The organism is Pseudooceanicola profundus, assembly GCF_054919315.1.
The window spans coordinates 3,983,600-3,999,639 of record NZ_CM142898.1 but is presented as its reverse complement, the minus strand read 5'-3'; the positions used below and the strand labels follow the sequence as shown (position 1 = coordinate 3,999,639).

The following is a 16,040-nucleotide window of genomic DNA, read 5'->3' as shown; positions in this document are numbered from 1 at the left end:
GGCCCGGCTGTAACTGCATTTCTGGTGCTCGGGTGGGTCGGCTGGGAAGTTTTCGCTGTGGCTGCGGTAATCGGCGCGGTGGCCGGAATTTCGGCGGGGCTGTGGAATACTTACAAGGTGCGGCGCGACGATCCTGCGTGGCCCTGATCGCTTTTGAGCAGTTTTGAGCAGTCCCGCGGCGAAGCGGCCGCGACGGGAAAAACAAATATTGTGCGTGGGATTCGAGAGCCTGACAGGCGCGGGAACTTTTGCGCGACATTCACGTTCTCGTGTTATGGTCGTCATAACGGGTGAGAAATTTACCCACCGCCACCAGCGCGGACGAATTTTGAAAGTGTGCGTCCCGCTTCTGGCTCTCGCCGGTTGCGGGGGGGAGCAGTCGTCTCTGAACCCCGCCGGGCGTGATGCGCTTTCGATCTCAACGCTTTTTTGGGTGATGCTGGCCGGTGCCGTGGTGCTCTGGCTATTAGTGAATGGCGCCTTCTATTTCATGTCTCGTGTCATGCCGGGCAAATTCGATCAGCGCTATGCCCGACATATCATGATCGGTGGCGGCTTCGTGTTGCCGGTCGTCGTGCTGACCGCGCTTTTGGTCTGGGGCCTGAGCATATTGCCCGACCCGCGCCGTCCCGGTGACGGCCTGGTGGTCCGGGTGACGGGCGAGCAGTGGTGGTGGCGGGTGGAATATTGGCCTGAGGGAGCGAATGCACCTGTCCTCACAGCCAACGAAATCCGTTTGCCAGTCGGACAAAGGACTGAAATCCATCTGACCTCCGACAAAGTTATTCACTCGTTCTGGATACCCGCACTCGGCGGAAAGATGGATATGTTCCCCGGCCGCGAGACGATGATCAGTCTGCTCCCCGAAAGAACAGGCACCTATCGCGGTCAATGCGCCGAATTCTGCGGTGCGTCGCACGCCTGGATGGCCTTTGCCGCCGTCGTGATGGAGCCCGCCGATTTCGACCGGTGGCTTGCGTCCGAAGCTGCCGATGCGGTTTCCCCATCCACCGACGCCGCAGCGCGAGGCGAGCGGCTGTTCCGGTCCGAGGGCTGCGGTGCCTGCCATGCTGTGCGCGGCACAGAAAACGTCGGGCAGGTCGGGCCGGACCTGACCCATGTCGGCAGTCGCCAAACCCTGGGTGCCGGGCGGTTGAAAGTCACCATTGATGACCTCTCGACCTGGATCAGTCATACGGACGTTCTCAAACCCGAGGTCAAGATGCCGAGCTACAATCTGGAACCCGAGCAGCTGTCCGATCTGGCGTCATATCTGGAGGGGTTGAAATGACGCGCCCGTCCGGTTTGCCGCAGCCCGAAGGCCCGTATCCTCCGACCGACGAGATGTTGGCCGAGCCGGTGCCTCGGGATATGCAAGAGGCACAGGCCAGCCGGTTGCGGGCGGCTTGGGAGACGCCGAAAGGCTGGCGCTATATTACAGCGGTCAACAATACCGAGGTCGGCAAGTGGTATTGCCTGACAGCGCTGGTCTTCATGTTGCTGGCCGGAGTAATGGCACTGATAATCCGGCTGCAACTGGCGGTTCCGGAAAACGATCTGGTCTCTGCCGACCGTTTTAATCAGCTCTTCACCATGCACGGATCGGCGATGATGTTCCTCTTCGCCGTGCCGATGTTCGAGGCGGTGGCTATCCTGTTGCTACCGGGGATGCTGGGGGCGCGGGACATGCCGTTTCCGCGGCTCTCGGCCTTCGGCTACTGGTGTTTCCTAATTGGAGGCGTCTTCGTCATCGGCTCGATCTTTTTCGACGTCGCACCACGCGCCGGGTGGTTCATGTATCCGCCGCTGGCCACCGAGGACGAGGGGCCGGGATCGGATATCTGGCTGCTTGGTCTGTCGTTCATCGAGGTGGCGTCGATTGCGGCGGCGGTCGAGCTGATCGTCGGCACGCTGAAATGCCGACCGCCGGGGATGCGGGTGAACCTGATGCCACTCTACGCGTGGTATGTGTTGGTGGTGGGTGGAATGATCCTCTTCGCCTTCCCGCCGCTGATCGCCGGGGATTTCCTGTTCGAGCTCGAACGGTCCTTTGACTGGCCGTTCTTCGATCCCACACGTGGCGGCGATCCGATGCTGTGGCAGCACCTCTTCTGGATCTTCGGCCATCCGGAGGTCTACATCATCTTCCTGCCCTCCATCGCCATAGCCGCAATGGTGATCCCGACCGTCGCCCGCCGCCCGATCTTTGGCTATTCATGGATCGTGCTGTCGGCGGTCGGCACCGGGTTCCTGTCCTTCGGGCTGTGGGTGCACCACATGTTCACCACGGGGTTGCCGTCGATTTCGCTTGGTTTCTTTTCGGCGGCATCTGAGGCGGTGGTGATCCCCACGGGTATCCAGATTTTCGCCTTCCTCGCCACGCTGATGGCGGGGCGGGTGAAGATGACGCTACCGATGCTTTGGATTTCCGGGGCGTTGGCGATCTTCACCATGGGTGGGCTGACCGGCGTGATGCTGGCGCTGGCACCTTTCGATTTTCAGGCGCATGACACCTATTTCATCGTGGCGCACCTGCACTACACTCTCTTCGGCGGCATGGTCTTTCCGGTGATCGCGGGGGTCTATTACTTCTTCCCGTTCATCCAGAAACGGCTGATGTCGGACCGGCTGGGGAAATGGGCCTTCTGGCTGACCTTCAGCGGGTTCAACCTGTGTTTCCTGCCGATGCACCTGACCGGGCTCTGGGGCATGCCGCGCCGGGTTTATACATATCCGGGCGGTCTCGGCTGGGACTGGCTCAACCTGATCTCGACCGTCGGGGCCTTTGTCATTGCCGCAGGGTTTGCGACATTTGTCTGGGATCTGATCCGGCCCAAGCACAGGCTGCCGCAGATCCCGCGCAATCCGTGGGATGGTGGCACGCTGGAATGGACCCACGACGTGCCCGAAGAGGCCTGGGGCGTGCGGTCCATCCCGCATGTGACGACGCGCTATCCGCTCTGGGACCAGCCCGACATGCTGGCGCGGCTGGACGCGGGGCGCTACTACCTGCCCGACGCGCAGGAGGGCAAACGCGAGACCCTCATCACCTCGGTCATCGATGCAGAGCCGGTGCAGGTGCAGCGGGTCACCGGGCCGACGTGGATCACGCTCTGGGCCGCAGCGTTTACGGGCGGCGCGTTCATCTTCCCGACCTTCAGTTGGTATACGCCTGCGATCATCAGCGGAGCGCTGGCGATCTGCTGCATCATCTGGTGGCTCTGGACCGCAACCGCGCAGGTGCCCGAGGCGGACAGCAAGGACGTTGGGCTCGGGCTGCGCCTGCCGACCTATTCCGCCGGTCCGGCCTCTGTCGGGTGGTGGGCCATCTGGATCACCATGCTGGGGGATGCGACGGCCTTTGCTTCGCTGGTCTTCGGGTTCTTCTTCTACTGGACCGCGTCGCCCGATTTCCCGCCTGATGGCGCAGCCCATGCGGTGCCGGGCCTTGTCGCCATGGCTGCGGTGGCCTTTGCGGTCAACTGGGGGCTAACTGTCGGGGCGCGCCACCTGAACCGGGCAGGGCGGGTGACCTCGGCGCGGGTCTGTCTGATCGTCGCACCGCTGGTGGCGGCCGCCGGGGCAGCAGCGCTGCTTGGGGCCGTGATGGAACTGGAGCCGGCGTCCCATGTCTATCCGGCAATCCTGTGGGCGCTTGCGATCTGGATCGCGGTCCATTCCGGGGCCGGCGTCATCATGCAGCTCTACTGTCTGGCCGGATCGCTCTTCGGCAAGCTGACGCCGCGCTATGACGCCGATATCTGGAACGTCTCGCTCTTCTGGCATTTCGTCACGATCTCGGCGCTGGTGACCTGTGCGGTGCTGGGCCTTATGCCGGGGGCGCTATGACGGACGAGCATCAGCCACGCCGGGATGAGGACGAAAAGGAGTTCGCCGAAGAACAGGCGAGCCTGTTCAAGATCACGCTCGCCCCGCTGATCTGGGCCGCGCATTTCGTCGCCTGCTATGGGCTGGTTGCGGTCACCTGCGCGAAGGGCTGGGATATCGATGCCGTGCGGTTCGGACTGCTGGCGGCCAGCGGGGGCGCGCTTTGCGGGATCGGCTGGGTCGGGTGGACTGCCTGGCGACAGTGGAATGTCGCGCAAACGGGGGATTTCGTGAACCGTGGCGGGCGGGCGGAGGACCGGCACCATTTCCTCGGCCACGCGGCCTTCCTGCTCTCGATTATCTCGGCGATCGGTGTGGTCTTCGTCTCACTTCCGCTGGTGCTGATCGGGGGGTGCCAGTGAAGCCGGTTTTCCTCATTCCCGCGCTGTTGCTGCTGGCTGTCGTCTGGTTGGTTCCGCTGGACATATACATGCCGATCTTCGCCGCGCATATGATCAGGCACATGGTGCTGGTCGCCCTGGCCGCGCCGCTGATCGTGCTGGCCCTGCCGGATACCGCCGATCGTATGGCGGTGCCGCCGCTCGCCGCGGCCCTTGGGGAATTCCTCGTGGTCTGGGGCTGGCATCTGCCTGCCGCGCATGCCCTCGGGCGGTTGCAGGGTCTGGGGTTCGCGGCCGAACAGGTCAGCTTCCTTGTTGTCGGCCTGTTGGTCTGGGCCAGCTGTCTGCGGCGTGACCAGCCCCTCGCCGGGGCGGGAGGGCTTCTATTGACCTCGATGCACATGACATTGCTTGGGGCACTGCTGGTTCTGGCGCCGCGCGACATCTATGCCGAGATCTGCGGCACCGCGCCCGATCTCTCGGGGCAGCAGATCGGGGGCATGCTGATGCTGGCCATCGGAACCCCGATCTACCTGATCGCGGGGCTGTGGCTGACCGGGCAGGCCCTGCGGGAAAGGGGGGTCGCATGAGGCGGGTTCTGCTGACATTGGCGGTGTTGGGCGGACTTGGGCTTGCGGGCGCGGCGGCGGTCGTGGGGTTTGGCCTTTACAACGTGTCGGCGCAGGTGGGCCATCTGCCCGGTGTCTCCTGGGTGCTGCACACGACCTTCCGCAACTCGGTCGCCTTGCGCGCACCCGCGCCCGAAGAGGTGCCGCCGCTGGACGATCCGAACCTGATCGCCCTTGGTGCCGGGCACTACGCGACGGCCTGCGCGATGTGCCACGGCGCGCCGGGTGAAACGCGCAGCGCCACAGCCCAATCGATGGTGCCCGCGCCGCCGCCCATCAACGAGGCCGTTGTGCATTGGGAGGCGAACGAAATGCACTGGATCGTCGAGAACGGGGCCAAGATGACCGGCATGCCGGCCTGGCCCGTCGAGGCGCGGGGTGGCGAGGTCTGGGCCGTCGTTGCGTTCCTGGAAGCGATCAAGCGAGATACGGCACCTCAGATGCCTTCGCCAACCCTGACCGGCACGGCCTATTGCCAAAGCTGTCACGGGGATATCGGCGGCCCGGTGCCCCGGCTGGACATCCAGTCTGCCGGATACCTCGAAGCGCAGCTTGATTCCTATCTGACCGGAGAGAGGCCGAGCGGGATCATGGCGCAGGCGGCGACCCGGGTGTCGGAGGACAGCTTTGCAGAGCTGGCGGAGGCGCTCTCAGCCAAGCCCGCCGCCCCTGCTCCGGACCCGGCGCCGGGGGAGGGGCCGGGCGCGGCGCTGGCTTGGCAGGGCACCCGTGATGTGCCTGCCTGCCTCGCCTGCCACGGTGGACAGCAACCAAGCAAGGGCCCTCGGCTATTCGGTCAGAACGAGGCCTATCTCGTCGCCCAGCTGAAGCTCTGGCGGGACGGAACCCTTGACCATGATGCGCTCATGGCTGCGGCGGCGCGGGATCTGACGACCGAGGATATCAAGACCCTGAGCCGCTATTTTGCTGGTGTCGGGCGTTAGAAAAGCCACCAGCGGAACATCGCGGATTACGTTGAGTTGATCTGTCATCCACACACCATTTCCAAGCCAGCCGGAGGCCGCAATGCCATATCTCCGTTTTGCCCTCATGATCCTTACGTCGACCATCGTCATGCTGGGTCTGATGTATCTGAACACCTACTCCTCCGCGCATGTGTTCTATTCCGAAACACGCGTCTACATGGCGATCCTGATGGGGGGCGTCATGGCGATCGTCATGATGCTCTGGATGTGGGGGATGTATCCGAACCGGGCAGCCAACTTCGCCATTCTCGCAGGGGCGGTCGTCGTGTCGGGGTTTGCGCTCTGGCTCGTGCGGAGTCAGGTGACCGTGTCGGGCCCCAGTTACATGCGGGCCATGATGCCGCATCATTCGATTGCGATCATGACCTCTGAACGGGCGGGGATCGAAGATGCCCGCGTGGCACGGCTGGCAGATGAGATCGCGTCGGCTCAGAGAAAGGAAATCGCCGAGATGCGGTATCTCGTGGCTGAAACCGCAGCCGGCCGGACTGTCGCGGGTGCATATCAAGATGAACCGTCCAGTGTCGGCACGATGGAGGAGGCGCGACGAAATGTGCAGCTGTCGCCCCTTGATCCGACGCCGGTTGCCCGAGAGGACGCCGCAAAGGTGATCTCCGGGATGGGTTGTCAGTTCCGCCGTGCGCCCGAAGCCGATCCGATCCTGTGGACGGACGACGCGGGACAAGCGGTGGCCCAGGTCAGTGGCGTGCTTCTACCGCTGGAAGGTGAGGATGGGACATGGGAGACCCAAGGTCTCAGCATCTCCGTCGCGTCGAGGGACGATCCGGATTTTCGGTCTGACGCGACCCTGACGTTCGCCTTCGATCCCGGCCCCTCGTCGGGGTATCGCGGGTGGTGGTCCTGCGACGGCTGACCGGATCATCCGGGTATTCAGAGGATTTCCGCAAATCGTGTCGGTCACCGCGCCAGTGAACAGGATGTGACGCGCGCTGCGGCTTGCTTGAAGGAGGGCCGCCTTGAAGTGACGGTGTTGGGTATTAAATAAAAACTATCGCATAATAGCAAATGGCCGATGTCATGGCTGAAAGACAGTCCACGGAGCTTTACGAGTTGGTTGATCTGGTCCACGCGGTGGCGCGGCGGCTCCCGGCGCCGCTTGATCTGGAGCCGGGGCCCTGCACGCCGGTTGAAATCAGCGTGATGCGGTTTGTCGGGCGAAACCCCGGAGTATCCGCGCGTGCCGCGGCCGATGCCTGCGGCCTGCCAACCAGCAACTTCGCACGGGTGTCAAAGAGCCTCGTGGCGAAGGGCTTACTTGAGCGGCGGAGCGACCCGGAAGACGCGCGCATCGCACTTCTGCACCCAACTGATTTGGCGGAGAAGAACAGCCTTCGCATGCGCGAGCATTGGAGCGCGGCCCTGAGCGATGCCGGGCTGGACCCTGACATGATCGCCGCGACGACGCAGGCACTGCGCCGCATCGAAGCGCACCTCTCGGACCAGCCGCCGGCGGGCCGAAGCCATAGCTTGCCCAGCCGAAAGCAAAGGAGACCGACCGATGACGGATGAGCTCACCATCGACGGCACCTCCAATGGACTGCAATCCACGATCCGAGGTCTGCACGGGACCCCGAGTGCACCGTTGCCCTTCCTCGACGGCGTCGTGGTTCGCGCTTTCGTGCTTGAGAGGCTGCGGGGCAACGTCATCGTCTTCAATGCCCCGGGCATCAGTGAGGCTGCTGACGAGATCCGTGAAATGGGTCGGCCTGAGCGCCTTCTCATGAACCACCATCGTATGGCGCGCCGCGCCTCCATTTGCCCGTCTGGATCAATGAGGCGGACCGCGCCAATGTCGACATGGCCATCGCCGGCACCTTTTCGGAACGCCAAATGATCGATGATGATCTGGAAATTATCCCGACGCCCGGTCATACGCCGGGAACCACGACCTTCCTCTGGAACAACGGAGACCATCGCCTGCTCTTTCCGGGAGACAGTCTGTGGGTGCGGAACGGTGAATGGAGGGCGGTTCTCCTGAGCGACAGCGATCGGGCGGCCTATCTGGGCAGCCTTGCGGCATTGAAGGAGATCGATTTTGATATCCTCGTTCCCTGGGGTGTCGAGGATGGTTCGCCTTATGGCTATGCGGTAACCCGCGAAGAGGCCGCGTCGAACCTCGACCGGATTATCGGGCGCCTTAAAGCCGGGGAGAGTGCCTGAGGGACTGCGGGAGGTCGTCCCATGTGTGGGGGTTGCTTCTACAGCGCCAACACGACCACGATCAGCGCGATCCCGGAGACGGCAGCAACAACCAGAAGCCGGGGGCTCAGCCTGCTGCCTTGCAACTCCGCCGGACCTTTCTTTCTGTCTTCCGGGTTTGCGCGCGGCGTTTCGTGTGCGGCGGCGCGTCTGACCTGATCGGGGTCGGGCGGGTGCCCTCCGGCCTCGTCGTCTGTGCCCAAGGGGGCCGCGGCAGGGTCGGAGAACGCGACCTTGTCGCCGGTTCCGCCTCTGTCGATCTCATCGCGCAGTTGGTCGGACGTCTCGGTCGTGCGATCTTCGGGGGCTTTCGCCTTGGTATCGGTCATAGGAATGCTCCTCGCTCCTACATGATCAACGGCAGTCTGCTTGCGGAATTCCGTGCCACGCCGACGCAGGGCGGGCATTTGCCTGCGAGGCAGGGCGCTGGCGAAACAGTTGCGTCTGTCCCGACCGCCCCCCGCGTGATCAGCAGATACAGCGGCCGCGGCAAGACCTTGGTCTGCCGCCGCGCGCAGTCTGCTATTCTGGACGATCAGCCCTCTGGTAGGGCCCAGGCGATCACCTCGTCGCCCACGGGCGTCTCCATAAAGTGATGACCCATGGCGCTTACCATGACGAATTGGCGACCATCGACCTCGTAGGTAATCGGGTTCGCCTGTCCACCAGCTGGCAGAACTGTCGACCAGACGGTCTCTCCGGTCTCGATATCGATGGCGCGGAACAGGTTGTCCGTCGCCGCGGCAATGAAGACCAGTCCGCCAGCGGTCACCACGGACCCGCCGTTGTTCGGCGTGCCGATGTCAAAGGGCAGGAAGGACGGGATGCCGAACGGACCATTTCGCCGTGCTGTGCCCAGAGGGCGGTCCCAGAGGGTTTCGCCGGTTTCGAGGTCGATTGCGCGGATACCGCCGTAGGGAGGACGCGTGCATGGCACGCCGGTCAGGTCGTTTCGCCAACCCGCATTGACGCTGATGCCGTATGGGGCGCCGGATTGCGGGTCTGCGGCACCTTCGGCATTTGCTCCGCCGCTTTCGCCGGTCTCCATCTCGTTGATGGGTTTGGACGTCACCTCATCACGCGGCACAAGCCGGTTGTAGTTCGGCACGTCGTTGTAATTGGCGATGATGATCCCGCGGTCTGTATCGATCGCCACCGACCCCCAGTCGGACCCACCATTATAGCCGGGATATTGGATCCATGGTTTGTCGGTGGAAGGCGGCGTGAAGAAGCCGTCGTAATTCGCCCGGCGGAACTGGATGCGGCACCAAAGCTGGTCGATAGGGGTGAAACCCCACATGTCCTTTTCTTCCAGCGGGTCTTTTCGCAGCGTGTGCCATTCGCTTACCGGCTGCGTGTCCGAGATGTAATCCGGCTCGACCTCACCCTTCGGCAGGTCGGTGAGTTCCCCGACCGGCGTCAGCGGCTCACCGGTCTCTCGGTTCAGGATGTAGATGTCACCCTGTTTGGACGGCAGGAGCACCGCCGGGGTGCCCTGATAGTCAATCAGGGAGGCCTGAGACCCAAGGTCGTAGTCCCAAATGTCGTGGCGCACGGTCTGGAAGTGCCATGCCTCTTCGCCGGTGGTCGCGTCGAGCGCGACGAGCGACGTGGCGTATTCGTTCTCGGCATCGCTGCGGTTGGAGCCGTAATAATCCACCGAGGAATTGCCCATTGGCAGGTAGACCAGTCCGAGCTCTTCATCCGCTACAGCTGTTGTCCACATGTTCGGCGTGCCGCGGGTGTAGACCTCGCCCTCCGGCGGGCCGTTGCGGTTCTCATCGGGTGCAGCCAGATCCCAGGCCCACGCCAGTTCACCAGTCACGGCGTCATAGCCACGGATCACGCCCGAAGGCGCGTCCTCGGCCTGACCGTCCTTGACCTGTGCGCCCGTCACGACGACGCCACGCACGATGGCCGGGGGTGCGGTGACCGCATACCAGCCGGGCACGCGTTCGCCGATATCCTGCCACATGTCGACAGTGCCGTTTTCGCCGAAGTCTTCGCAGGGCGCTCCGGTTTCGACGTCAACGGCGACCAGCTTGGCGTCGAGCGTGCCCTGGATCACGCGCGTTGCGCAGGCATCACCTTCGGCGGCGTCCGGATTGCTATAAACCGAGACGCCACGGCATGTGGCACCATAGGGGATCGCTTGGTTCGGCACGCCCGGATCGAAACGCCAGTTTTCCTCTCCCGTGGCGGCATCGACCGAAATGAGGATGTTCATCGCGGAGCACATCAGCAGGTCGTCACCGACCTTGAGGGGCGTAACCTCGGGTGAATATTTGCCCTCCGCCGTGCCTTTGGGAAGATCGCCAGTGTGAAAGGTAAACACCTGTTCCAGCTGACCTACGTTTTCGGGCGTTATCTGGTCCAGCGGTGAATAGCGGGTCGCCTGTGCGTCGCCGCCCCAATAGGGCCAGTCGCTCCCGACCTCCCTTGAGGGCTGGGCAGCGGCGATGGCGCCGTCTGCTGTAGCTTCTTCTGTGGCCTGTTCTTCGGGGGGGGGCGAAACCGCCGCGTCTTCTGAGGGGGAGGGGTCTTCGGCAGCACCGTTCGCGGGTTGCTGCATGTCAGGGGTGGTCGCCTGCTGCGCCTGAAGCGGCAATGTGCCAGCGAGGAGGACGGCAGCGGCCAAGGGGACAAAACGTGTCATCTGAAGCAAATCCGTATCAAAGTTTGGAGGGGTGGCGCCTCAGTGCCGGTATGCAGAACAGCACGAGGATGAGGATCACGGTCGGAGCGACAAGGCGTGGGACCTCGGCCCACCAGTCGGCTCCGACTTCCCACCAGGCCCAGACAACCGTTCCGATCCAAACCACGAGATAGAGCCAGATGGCTTCCATCATGTAGCGGTTCAGTAGGACGCCAGTGGCAGCAAGGCCAAGGCCGGCGAGGCCATAATACCAGCTCCCGCCCAGCAAGATCAGCCAGACCCCGCCCGCCAGAATGACCGCACCGAAGAGAACGCAGACCCATCCGAGTATCTTGACGCCCCATGAGGTTTCATGTCCCGGAGGATTGGCGGGGGATGCGGTGATGTCGAACATGGGGGCCTCCTTCTGATCGGTCGGGCATGATCAAGCGCACGAAGGGCGCATGATAGACCAACGGGTTGACGGCTGGTCTGTTCCGTCCCGGAGCCGAAACGTCGCAGTGGATCGAGCCGGATCAGACGAAATAGAGCGTGACCGGAACGACCAGAAGCAAACCGAAAGACAGACAGGCCAGCACTCCGTCGTGGGTGAGAAGGCTCGCTGCGAAGAGGGCGATCACGGCTGATGCGATGGACCCGGAGGTCGGCACGATCTCCATGAACGGCATGAACAGCGTCAACGCAGCGATCAGGATCATTGGCAGCCAGAGCCATGGCCGGTGGAACAGGAATGTCAGCCGTGGCCTGATGAACCGTTCGACCCAAGCGACGGGTTTGCGCAGCCAGTTGATGCCTTGCTGCACTTTGTCTGCGTCCATGCGTTTGCGGGAGACGAAGTCAGGGAGCCATACGCTCTCTCGCCCGATCATCATCTGGGCGATCAGGAGTAGAACCAGCATTGCAACCACCGCCGTGACCCCGGGAATGGCACTGGCAGGCGAGGTCGAGATCAGTGAAAAAATCAGCATCACCGAAGCAAAGGAGGCGCGGCCCAGCTTGTCGACAACATGTTCGACCGTAACGCTGTCGCCCTCAAGCGACGCCTCGAGCGTGTCGAGGACATCGCTTAACGCGTGTGTCTGATCACTCGTTGTATCACTCATGGCGCCACCCTATCCCGCTACGATGGCAGGGCGGCCAGCACCCGATCCGGCGTCGCGGGCATGTCCCGCACACGCGCCCCGCAGGCGTTGTAGACCGCATTCAGGATCGACGCGCCGGCGCCGCAGATGCCCAGTTCTCCGATGCCCTTGGCCTGCATCGGACCGGCCCAGTCGTCCAGTTCCTCGACGAAATGCACCTCAAGGGCGGGCACGTCGGCGTTGACGGGCAGGTGATAGCCCGCCAGATCCCGGTTCACGGCATGGCCGTCTCGGCGGTCGTGCGTGAGCTCTTCGGTGAGGGCCATCCCGATGCCCCAGGTCATACCACCATGACACTGCGACGTGGCCGTGCGCGGGTTGAGGATGCGGCCTGCTGCGAAACTGCCCAGCATGCGCCGCACGCGGACCTCGCCGGTGACATCGCTGACCGCAACCTCTGCGAAATGCGCGCCGAAGGTGGCCTGCCGGACCTTTTCTGCCGCTTCGCCGGGTTCGACATGGCCGTGGCCCGCAATCGGCTCATCCGACAGCAGATCACGCAGGGAGGCGCGCTTATTGGCGTAGGTGGCCATGCCGTCCTGCAAGGTCAGTTCCGCTTCGGAACAGCCGAGCCGGTCGGCGATCTGCTTGCGGATCTCCATTCCCGCAAGCCAGACGGCGGTGCCGGTCGAGGCCGCGCCGAACGACCCGCCAGAGCCGGAGCCGGGCGGAAAACGGGTGTCGCCCAGTTGCACGTCGATGCGATCCAGTGGGAGGCCCAGCAATTCAGCGGCGATCTGGCCGAAGATCGCGTAGCTGCCGGTGCCAATGTCGGTCATGTCCGACATCACGGTTGCGCCGTCACGGGTCAGACTGATACGCGCCTCGGCCTCGATCACCATGTTGACCCGGAAGGCTGCTGCCATGCCGGTGCCGATCCACCATTCGCCCTCTCGCTGCTGACGCGGCGCGGCGTGGCGGTGCGACCAGCCGAAGGCGTCCGCCCCTTGGCGCAGGGCCGCTTCCAGGCAGTGCGAGGAGAAGGGCTTGCCGCTCTCGGGGTCTTTTTCGGGGATGTTGCGCAGGCGCAGGTCCACCGGATCAACCCCAGCTGCCTGCCCCAGTTCATCCATCGCGACCTCGAATGCTGTTACGCCGACGGATTCCCCCGGTGCGCGGACCGAGCCGGCTGCGGACCGGTGAATGCGCGCGACCTTCATGCCGAGCGTCCGGTTCGCGGCGGCATAGGCGAAGTGGCTGCCCTGTATGACGGGTTCGGAGAATTCCTCGTCCGGGAGGTTCGACACCAGCGCTTCGTGACCCAGCCCTGTCAGGCGGCCTTCGGCATCCGCGGCCAAACGGATGTGCTGGCGGGTTTCTGAACGCCGTGTGTTAACCTCGAACACGTTGCGGCGGTGCTGGACGACGCGCACGGGCTGTTTCAGTTCCATCGCGGCGAGCGCAGCCGCGACACAATCCGCTGAAATGCCCAGCTTGGACCCGAAGCCGCCGCCGACATAGGGCGCCAGCACGCGAACATGTTTCGGGTCGAGGCCAACGCTATCGGCCAGTTCATTGCGGTTGAACTTCAGCATCTGGAGCGATCCGCGCAGCGTCAGCGTCTCTCCATCCCAATGCGCGGTGGCCGCATGTGGCTCCATTGCTGCCGATACCATGGAGGGAGTGGTGTAGACGGCATCGACGGCGAAGACTGCCTCGGACATGGCTCGATCCAGATCGCCGAGCTCGGTTGATTTGTCTTCCGGCTTTTCGGGCTCGACTGCATCGGGCTGGACGGGCTTGTCTTCTTCTTCGACGGATACGACCAGAGCCTGCGCTGCATGGCGGGCCTGCTCAAAGCTTTCGGCCACGACAAGCGCAACGGGCTGACCGACATAGGCCGCACGGTCGACGCCCTGAACCGGGGCTTCATTGGCGGTGCCCTGGGCGGCGTTGCGGATCATGCGCGGGTCCCGCAGCACGCTGCGAACACCCTCCATGGCGCGCACGTCGTCGACATTCGGGCAGGAGACTGCGCCGATCTTCGGTGCGCGCACCAGGAACCCGTGCAGCATACTGTCGGCTTGTTCCTCTGCCGCATATGTCGCGGTCCCGGCGACCTTGAGCCATCCGTCGGGCCGGTCGTTGTCCTGTCCCAGCAGGCCCTGCGCGAGGCCGTCGGCGCGGTGTTCGGGATGCGGCTCGTCGATCTTCAGATCAAAGGTCATTGGGTCATCTCCGTCAGGGTCGCGGTCAGCAGGCGGCGGACAAGCGTGTCCTTGAATTCCAGCCCCTCACGCAGGACAGCGTCCTTCATCAGAATGTCTCCAGCCTTTTCGAATAGCGCGGTGGTGGGGGTTTCCCCGGTCAGCAGCTCCTCGACGTCGGGGTCACGCCATGGCCGCGTCCCGATGCCACCGAACGCGAGTGCGACGTTCGAAATACGATCATTCTCCATCCGCACGGTCGCGGCGACCGAGACCAATGCGAAGGCATAGGAGGCGCGGTCCCGCACCTTGCGATAGGTCTGGCGCCCGCCGAAGGTGGCGGGAAGGATCACGCCTGTGATCAGGTCACCGGCGTCCAGCGTTGTCTCCTGATGCGGCCGATCGCCGGGCAGTCGGTAGAAGTCGTCCAAGGCAAGCTCTCGACGCACGCCCTCCGCGCCCTCAACCTCGACCATCGCGTCGAGCGCGCGCATCGCCACCGCCATGTCGGACGGATGCAGGGCGACGCAATGCTCAGAGGTCCCCAAAACCGCATGGTTGCGCATTTCTCCGCCCAGAGCCGCGCAGCCAGAGCCGGGGCTGCGTTTGTTGCAGGGCGTGGCGGTGTCGTAAAAATATGGACAGCGCGTCCGCTGGAGTAGGTTGCCACCGGTGGTCGCCTTGTTCCGAAGCTGTCCGGAGGCCCCCGCGAGGAGGGCGCGCGCCAGCACCGGATAGTCCCGACGGATGCGCAAGTCGGCTGCGAGGTCAGAGTTGGTCACCGTCGCCCCGACGTGCAGACCGTCGCCGTGCGGCTCGATCCGGTCAAGGCCCAGCCGCGAGATATCGACAAGAGTATCGGGTGCCATCACCTCGAGCTTCATGAGGTCGATCAGGTTGGTGCCGCCGGCGATGAAGGTCGCGCCGTCACGGGCGGCGCCATGGGCGCCAGAGAGGGTGTCGGGGCGCTGATAGTCGAAAGGTTTCATTCCGCGGCCTCCGCAAAACCGACGTCTTCCTCGGCAATTTCGAGGATCGCCGCGTTGATCCCCGGGTAGCAGGCGCAGCGGCAGATATTGCCGCTCATCCGTTCGGACAGTTCTTCGCGCGTCAATGCGTAGGGGCCGTCGAGCGTTTCGCTGACATGGCTGGGCCAACCCTCCGCGATTTCGCGAAAGACAGCGGTGGCGGAGCATAGCTGCCCCGGCGTGCAATAACCGCATTGCATACCGTCATGACGCACGAATGCAGATTGCAGGGGAGAGCGACCGTCCTTGGAAAGACCTTCGACCGTTGTGATCTCGTCGCCGTCGTGCATCACGCCGAGGCTCAGACACGCATTGATCCGGCGACCGTCGACAAGCACTGTGCAGGCTCCGCACTGACCGTGGTCGCAGCCCTTCTTGCTGCCCGTCAGGTTCAGGTGGTCGCGCAGGGCGTCGAGAAGTGTGACGCGTGGATCGAGATCAAGCGAGAAGGGCGAGCCATTCACGGTGAAGGACGTTTTCATGGAGCTCTCCTTTGGCGGTTATTTCAAACCAACGAATGAAATAGGTCTTCGTTCCAACAGCGAGATGTCCGGTCAGCTCGTTTAGTCGCCAGAGAGTTCATGCAAGGCGGCGGCCTCGTCACAGATCAGCCTGATTGACGGCAGACATCCCGCACAAATGACTTGCATTCATTGTCGCCCAGTTCGTAGCCATTGAGGGTGTCGTCGCCCTTGACCGGCGCCGACACTGGAGGCTGTTCTGTGGTAGCGCAGCAGTTTGCCGGATGGCCCTCGGAAATGCTTGAAGGAAACGCGGGCATCGGACTTGATAATAGAATGAACTTCCACGGGGATCGAATGAGCGACCGGCGCAGTTGCCCTTTCCAGATGGGATGTGATGAAGCCACGGTTTGTTCCGATGCCGCTACCTTGACATCGCAAGTTTTGTTGGTCTTGTTCAACGTAACCGGCATGATATGCCTCCATCTTCTGGAGGCTGAGCATCGTCAGGGGTTGAGAGGCAAACCGGCGAATTGGTGCTT

The 16,040-nt window shown here is 63.4% G+C and carries 16 protein-coding genes; 8 read left to right on the top strand and 8 right to left on the bottom strand.

The genetic code is table 11. From position 1 onward, the window contains the following. Positions 1-274: 274 nt before the first annotated feature. The 8 genes from ACX9MO_RS18270 to ACX9MO_RS18235 all read left to right on the top strand — a co-directional run bounded on the left by ACX9MO_RS18270 (position 275) and on the right by ACX9MO_RS18235 (position 8,025). Positions 275-1,291, top strand: a complete 1,017-nt coding sequence (locus tag ACX9MO_RS18270; protein WP_462212873.1) for a cytochrome c oxidase subunit II — start codon at positions 275-277, stop codon at positions 1,289-1,291. Next, positions 1,288-3,849, top strand: a complete 2,562-nt coding sequence (gene ctaD, locus ACX9MO_RS18265; protein WP_462212872.1) for a cytochrome c oxidase subunit I — start codon at positions 1,288-1,290, stop codon at positions 3,847-3,849. Before ACX9MO_RS18270 ends, ctaD begins: the two co-directional genes overlap by 4 nt. Then, positions 3,846-4,250, top strand: a complete 405-nt coding sequence (locus ACX9MO_RS18260; RefSeq protein WP_462212871.1) for a hypothetical protein — start codon at positions 3,846-3,848, stop codon at positions 4,248-4,250. Before ctaD ends, ACX9MO_RS18260 begins: the two co-directional genes overlap by 4 nt. A gap of 68 nt (positions 4,251-4,318) precedes the next feature. Then, positions 4,319-4,819, top strand: coding sequence for a cytochrome c oxidase assembly protein (locus ACX9MO_RS18255; protein ID WP_462212870.1), 501 nt, complete (start codon positions 4,319-4,321; stop codon positions 4,817-4,819). Next, the gene (locus ACX9MO_RS18250) at positions 4,816-5,802 is read left to right on the top strand and encodes a c-type cytochrome (RefSeq protein WP_462212869.1); all 987 of its coding nucleotides are present in this window, start codon (positions 4,816-4,818) and stop codon (positions 5,800-5,802) included. Before ACX9MO_RS18255 ends, ACX9MO_RS18250 begins: the two co-directional genes overlap by 4 nt. Before the next feature lie 106 nt (positions 5,803-5,908). Next, the gene (locus ACX9MO_RS18245) at positions 5,909-6,718 is read left to right on the top strand and encodes a DUF305 domain-containing protein (protein ID WP_462212868.1); all 810 of its coding nucleotides are present in this window, start codon (positions 5,909-5,911) and stop codon (positions 6,716-6,718) included. Positions 6,719-6,870: 152 nt separating this feature from the next. Further along, positions 6,871-7,374: a MarR family winged helix-turn-helix transcriptional regulator gene (locus ACX9MO_RS18240; RefSeq protein WP_462212867.1), complete on the top strand. Its 504-nt coding sequence runs from the start codon at positions 6,871-6,873 to the stop codon at positions 7,372-7,374. 246 nt (positions 7,375-7,620) lie between these two features. Continuing rightward, on the top strand, positions 7,621-8,025 hold the full coding sequence (locus tag ACX9MO_RS18235) for an MBL fold metallo-hydrolase (protein WP_462212866.1): 405 nt from the start codon (positions 7,621-7,623) through the stop codon (positions 8,023-8,025). A gap of 38 nt (positions 8,026-8,063) precedes the next feature. Here ACX9MO_RS18235 and ACX9MO_RS18230 read toward each other — a convergent pair whose 3' ends face one another. The 8 genes from ACX9MO_RS18230 to ACX9MO_RS18195 form a co-directional block, all read right to left on the bottom strand. Then, positions 8,064-8,393, bottom strand: coding sequence for a hypothetical protein (locus tag ACX9MO_RS18230; protein ID WP_462212865.1), 330 nt, complete (start codon positions 8,391-8,393; stop codon positions 8,064-8,066). 206 nt (positions 8,394-8,599) lie between these two features. Then, positions 8,600-10,720 carry a pyrroloquinoline quinone-dependent dehydrogenase gene (locus ACX9MO_RS18225; RefSeq protein WP_462212864.1) on the bottom strand — a complete coding sequence of 707 codons (2,121 nt, stop codon included), beginning with the start codon at positions 10,718-10,720 and terminating at the stop codon, positions 8,600-8,602. A gap of 16 nt (positions 10,721-10,736) precedes the next feature. Beyond that, positions 10,737-11,114: a glucose dehydrogenase gene (locus tag ACX9MO_RS18220; protein WP_462212863.1), complete on the bottom strand. Its 378-nt coding sequence runs from the start codon at positions 11,112-11,114 to the stop codon at positions 10,737-10,739. A gap of 121 nt (positions 11,115-11,235) precedes the next feature. Further along, positions 11,236-11,823: an exopolysaccharide biosynthesis protein gene (locus ACX9MO_RS18215; RefSeq protein ID WP_462212862.1), complete on the bottom strand. Its 588-nt coding sequence runs from the start codon at positions 11,821-11,823 to the stop codon at positions 11,236-11,238. A 17-nt stretch (positions 11,824-11,840) separates the two neighbouring features. Further along, the gene (locus ACX9MO_RS18210) at positions 11,841-14,030 is read right to left on the bottom strand and encodes a xanthine dehydrogenase family protein molybdopterin-binding subunit (protein WP_462212861.1); all 2,190 of its coding nucleotides are present in this window, start codon (positions 14,028-14,030) and stop codon (positions 11,841-11,843) included. After that, positions 14,027-14,998, bottom strand: coding sequence for an FAD binding domain-containing protein (locus tag ACX9MO_RS18205; protein WP_462212860.1), 972 nt, complete (start codon positions 14,996-14,998; stop codon positions 14,027-14,029). The genes ACX9MO_RS18210 and ACX9MO_RS18205 overlap by 4 nt, the downstream gene beginning before the upstream one ends. Continuing rightward, the gene (locus tag ACX9MO_RS18200; protein ID WP_462212859.1) at positions 14,995-15,519 is read right to left on the bottom strand and encodes a 2Fe-2S iron-sulfur cluster-binding protein; all 525 of its coding nucleotides are present in this window, start codon (positions 15,517-15,519) and stop codon (positions 14,995-14,997) included. The genes ACX9MO_RS18205 and ACX9MO_RS18200 overlap by 4 nt, the downstream gene beginning before the upstream one ends. Positions 15,520-15,644: 125 nt before the next feature. After that, complete coding sequence (locus ACX9MO_RS18195; protein ID WP_462212858.1) at positions 15,645-15,959, bottom strand: hypothetical protein; 315 nt, start codon at positions 15,957-15,959, stop codon at positions 15,645-15,647. Positions 15,960-16,040: the final 81 nt, after the last annotated feature.

Coding starts and splice junctions, on each gene's coding strand:
- ACX9MO_RS18270 (WP_462212873.1), top strand. CDS start 275: ATGGTCGTCATAACGGGTGAGAAATTTACCCACCGCCACCAGCGCGGA.
- ctaD (WP_462212872.1), top strand. CDS start 1,288: ATGACGCGCCCGTCCGGTTTGCCGCAGCCCGAAGGCCCGTATCCTCCG.
- ACX9MO_RS18260 (WP_462212871.1), top strand. CDS start 3,846: ATGACGGACGAGCATCAGCCACGCCGGGATGAGGACGAAAAGGAGTTC.
- ACX9MO_RS18255 (WP_462212870.1), top strand. CDS start 4,319: ATGCCGATCTTCGCCGCGCATATGATCAGGCACATGGTGCTGGTCGCC.
- ACX9MO_RS18250 (WP_462212869.1), top strand. CDS start 4,816: ATGAGGCGGGTTCTGCTGACATTGGCGGTGTTGGGCGGACTTGGGCTT.
- ACX9MO_RS18245 (WP_462212868.1), top strand. CDS start 5,909: ATGATCCTTACGTCGACCATCGTCATGCTGGGTCTGATGTATCTGAAC.
- ACX9MO_RS18240 (WP_462212867.1), top strand. CDS start 6,871: ATGGCCGATGTCATGGCTGAAAGACAGTCCACGGAGCTTTACGAGTTG.
- ACX9MO_RS18230 (WP_462212865.1), bottom strand. CDS start 8,393: ATGACCGATACCAAGGCGAAAGCCCCCGAAGATCGCACGACCGAGACG.
- ACX9MO_RS18225 (WP_462212864.1), bottom strand. CDS start 10,720: ATGACACGTTTTGTCCCCTTGGCCGCTGCCGTCCTCCTCGCTGGCACA.
- ACX9MO_RS18220 (WP_462212863.1), bottom strand. CDS start 11,114: ATGTTCGACATCACCGCATCCCCCGCCAATCCTCCGGGACATGAAACC.
- ACX9MO_RS18215 (WP_462212862.1), bottom strand. CDS start 11,823: ATGAGTGATACAACGAGTGATCAGACACACGCGTTAAGCGATGTCCTC.
- ACX9MO_RS18210 (WP_462212861.1), bottom strand. CDS start 14,030: ATGACCTTTGATCTGAAGATCGACGAGCCGCATCCCGAACACCGCGCC.
- ACX9MO_RS18205 (WP_462212860.1), bottom strand. CDS start 14,998: ATGAAACCTTTCGACTATCAGCGCCCCGACACCCTCTCTGGCGCCCAT.
- ACX9MO_RS18200 (WP_462212859.1), bottom strand. CDS start 15,519: ATGAAAACGTCCTTCACCGTGAATGGCTCGCCCTTCTCGCTTGATCTC.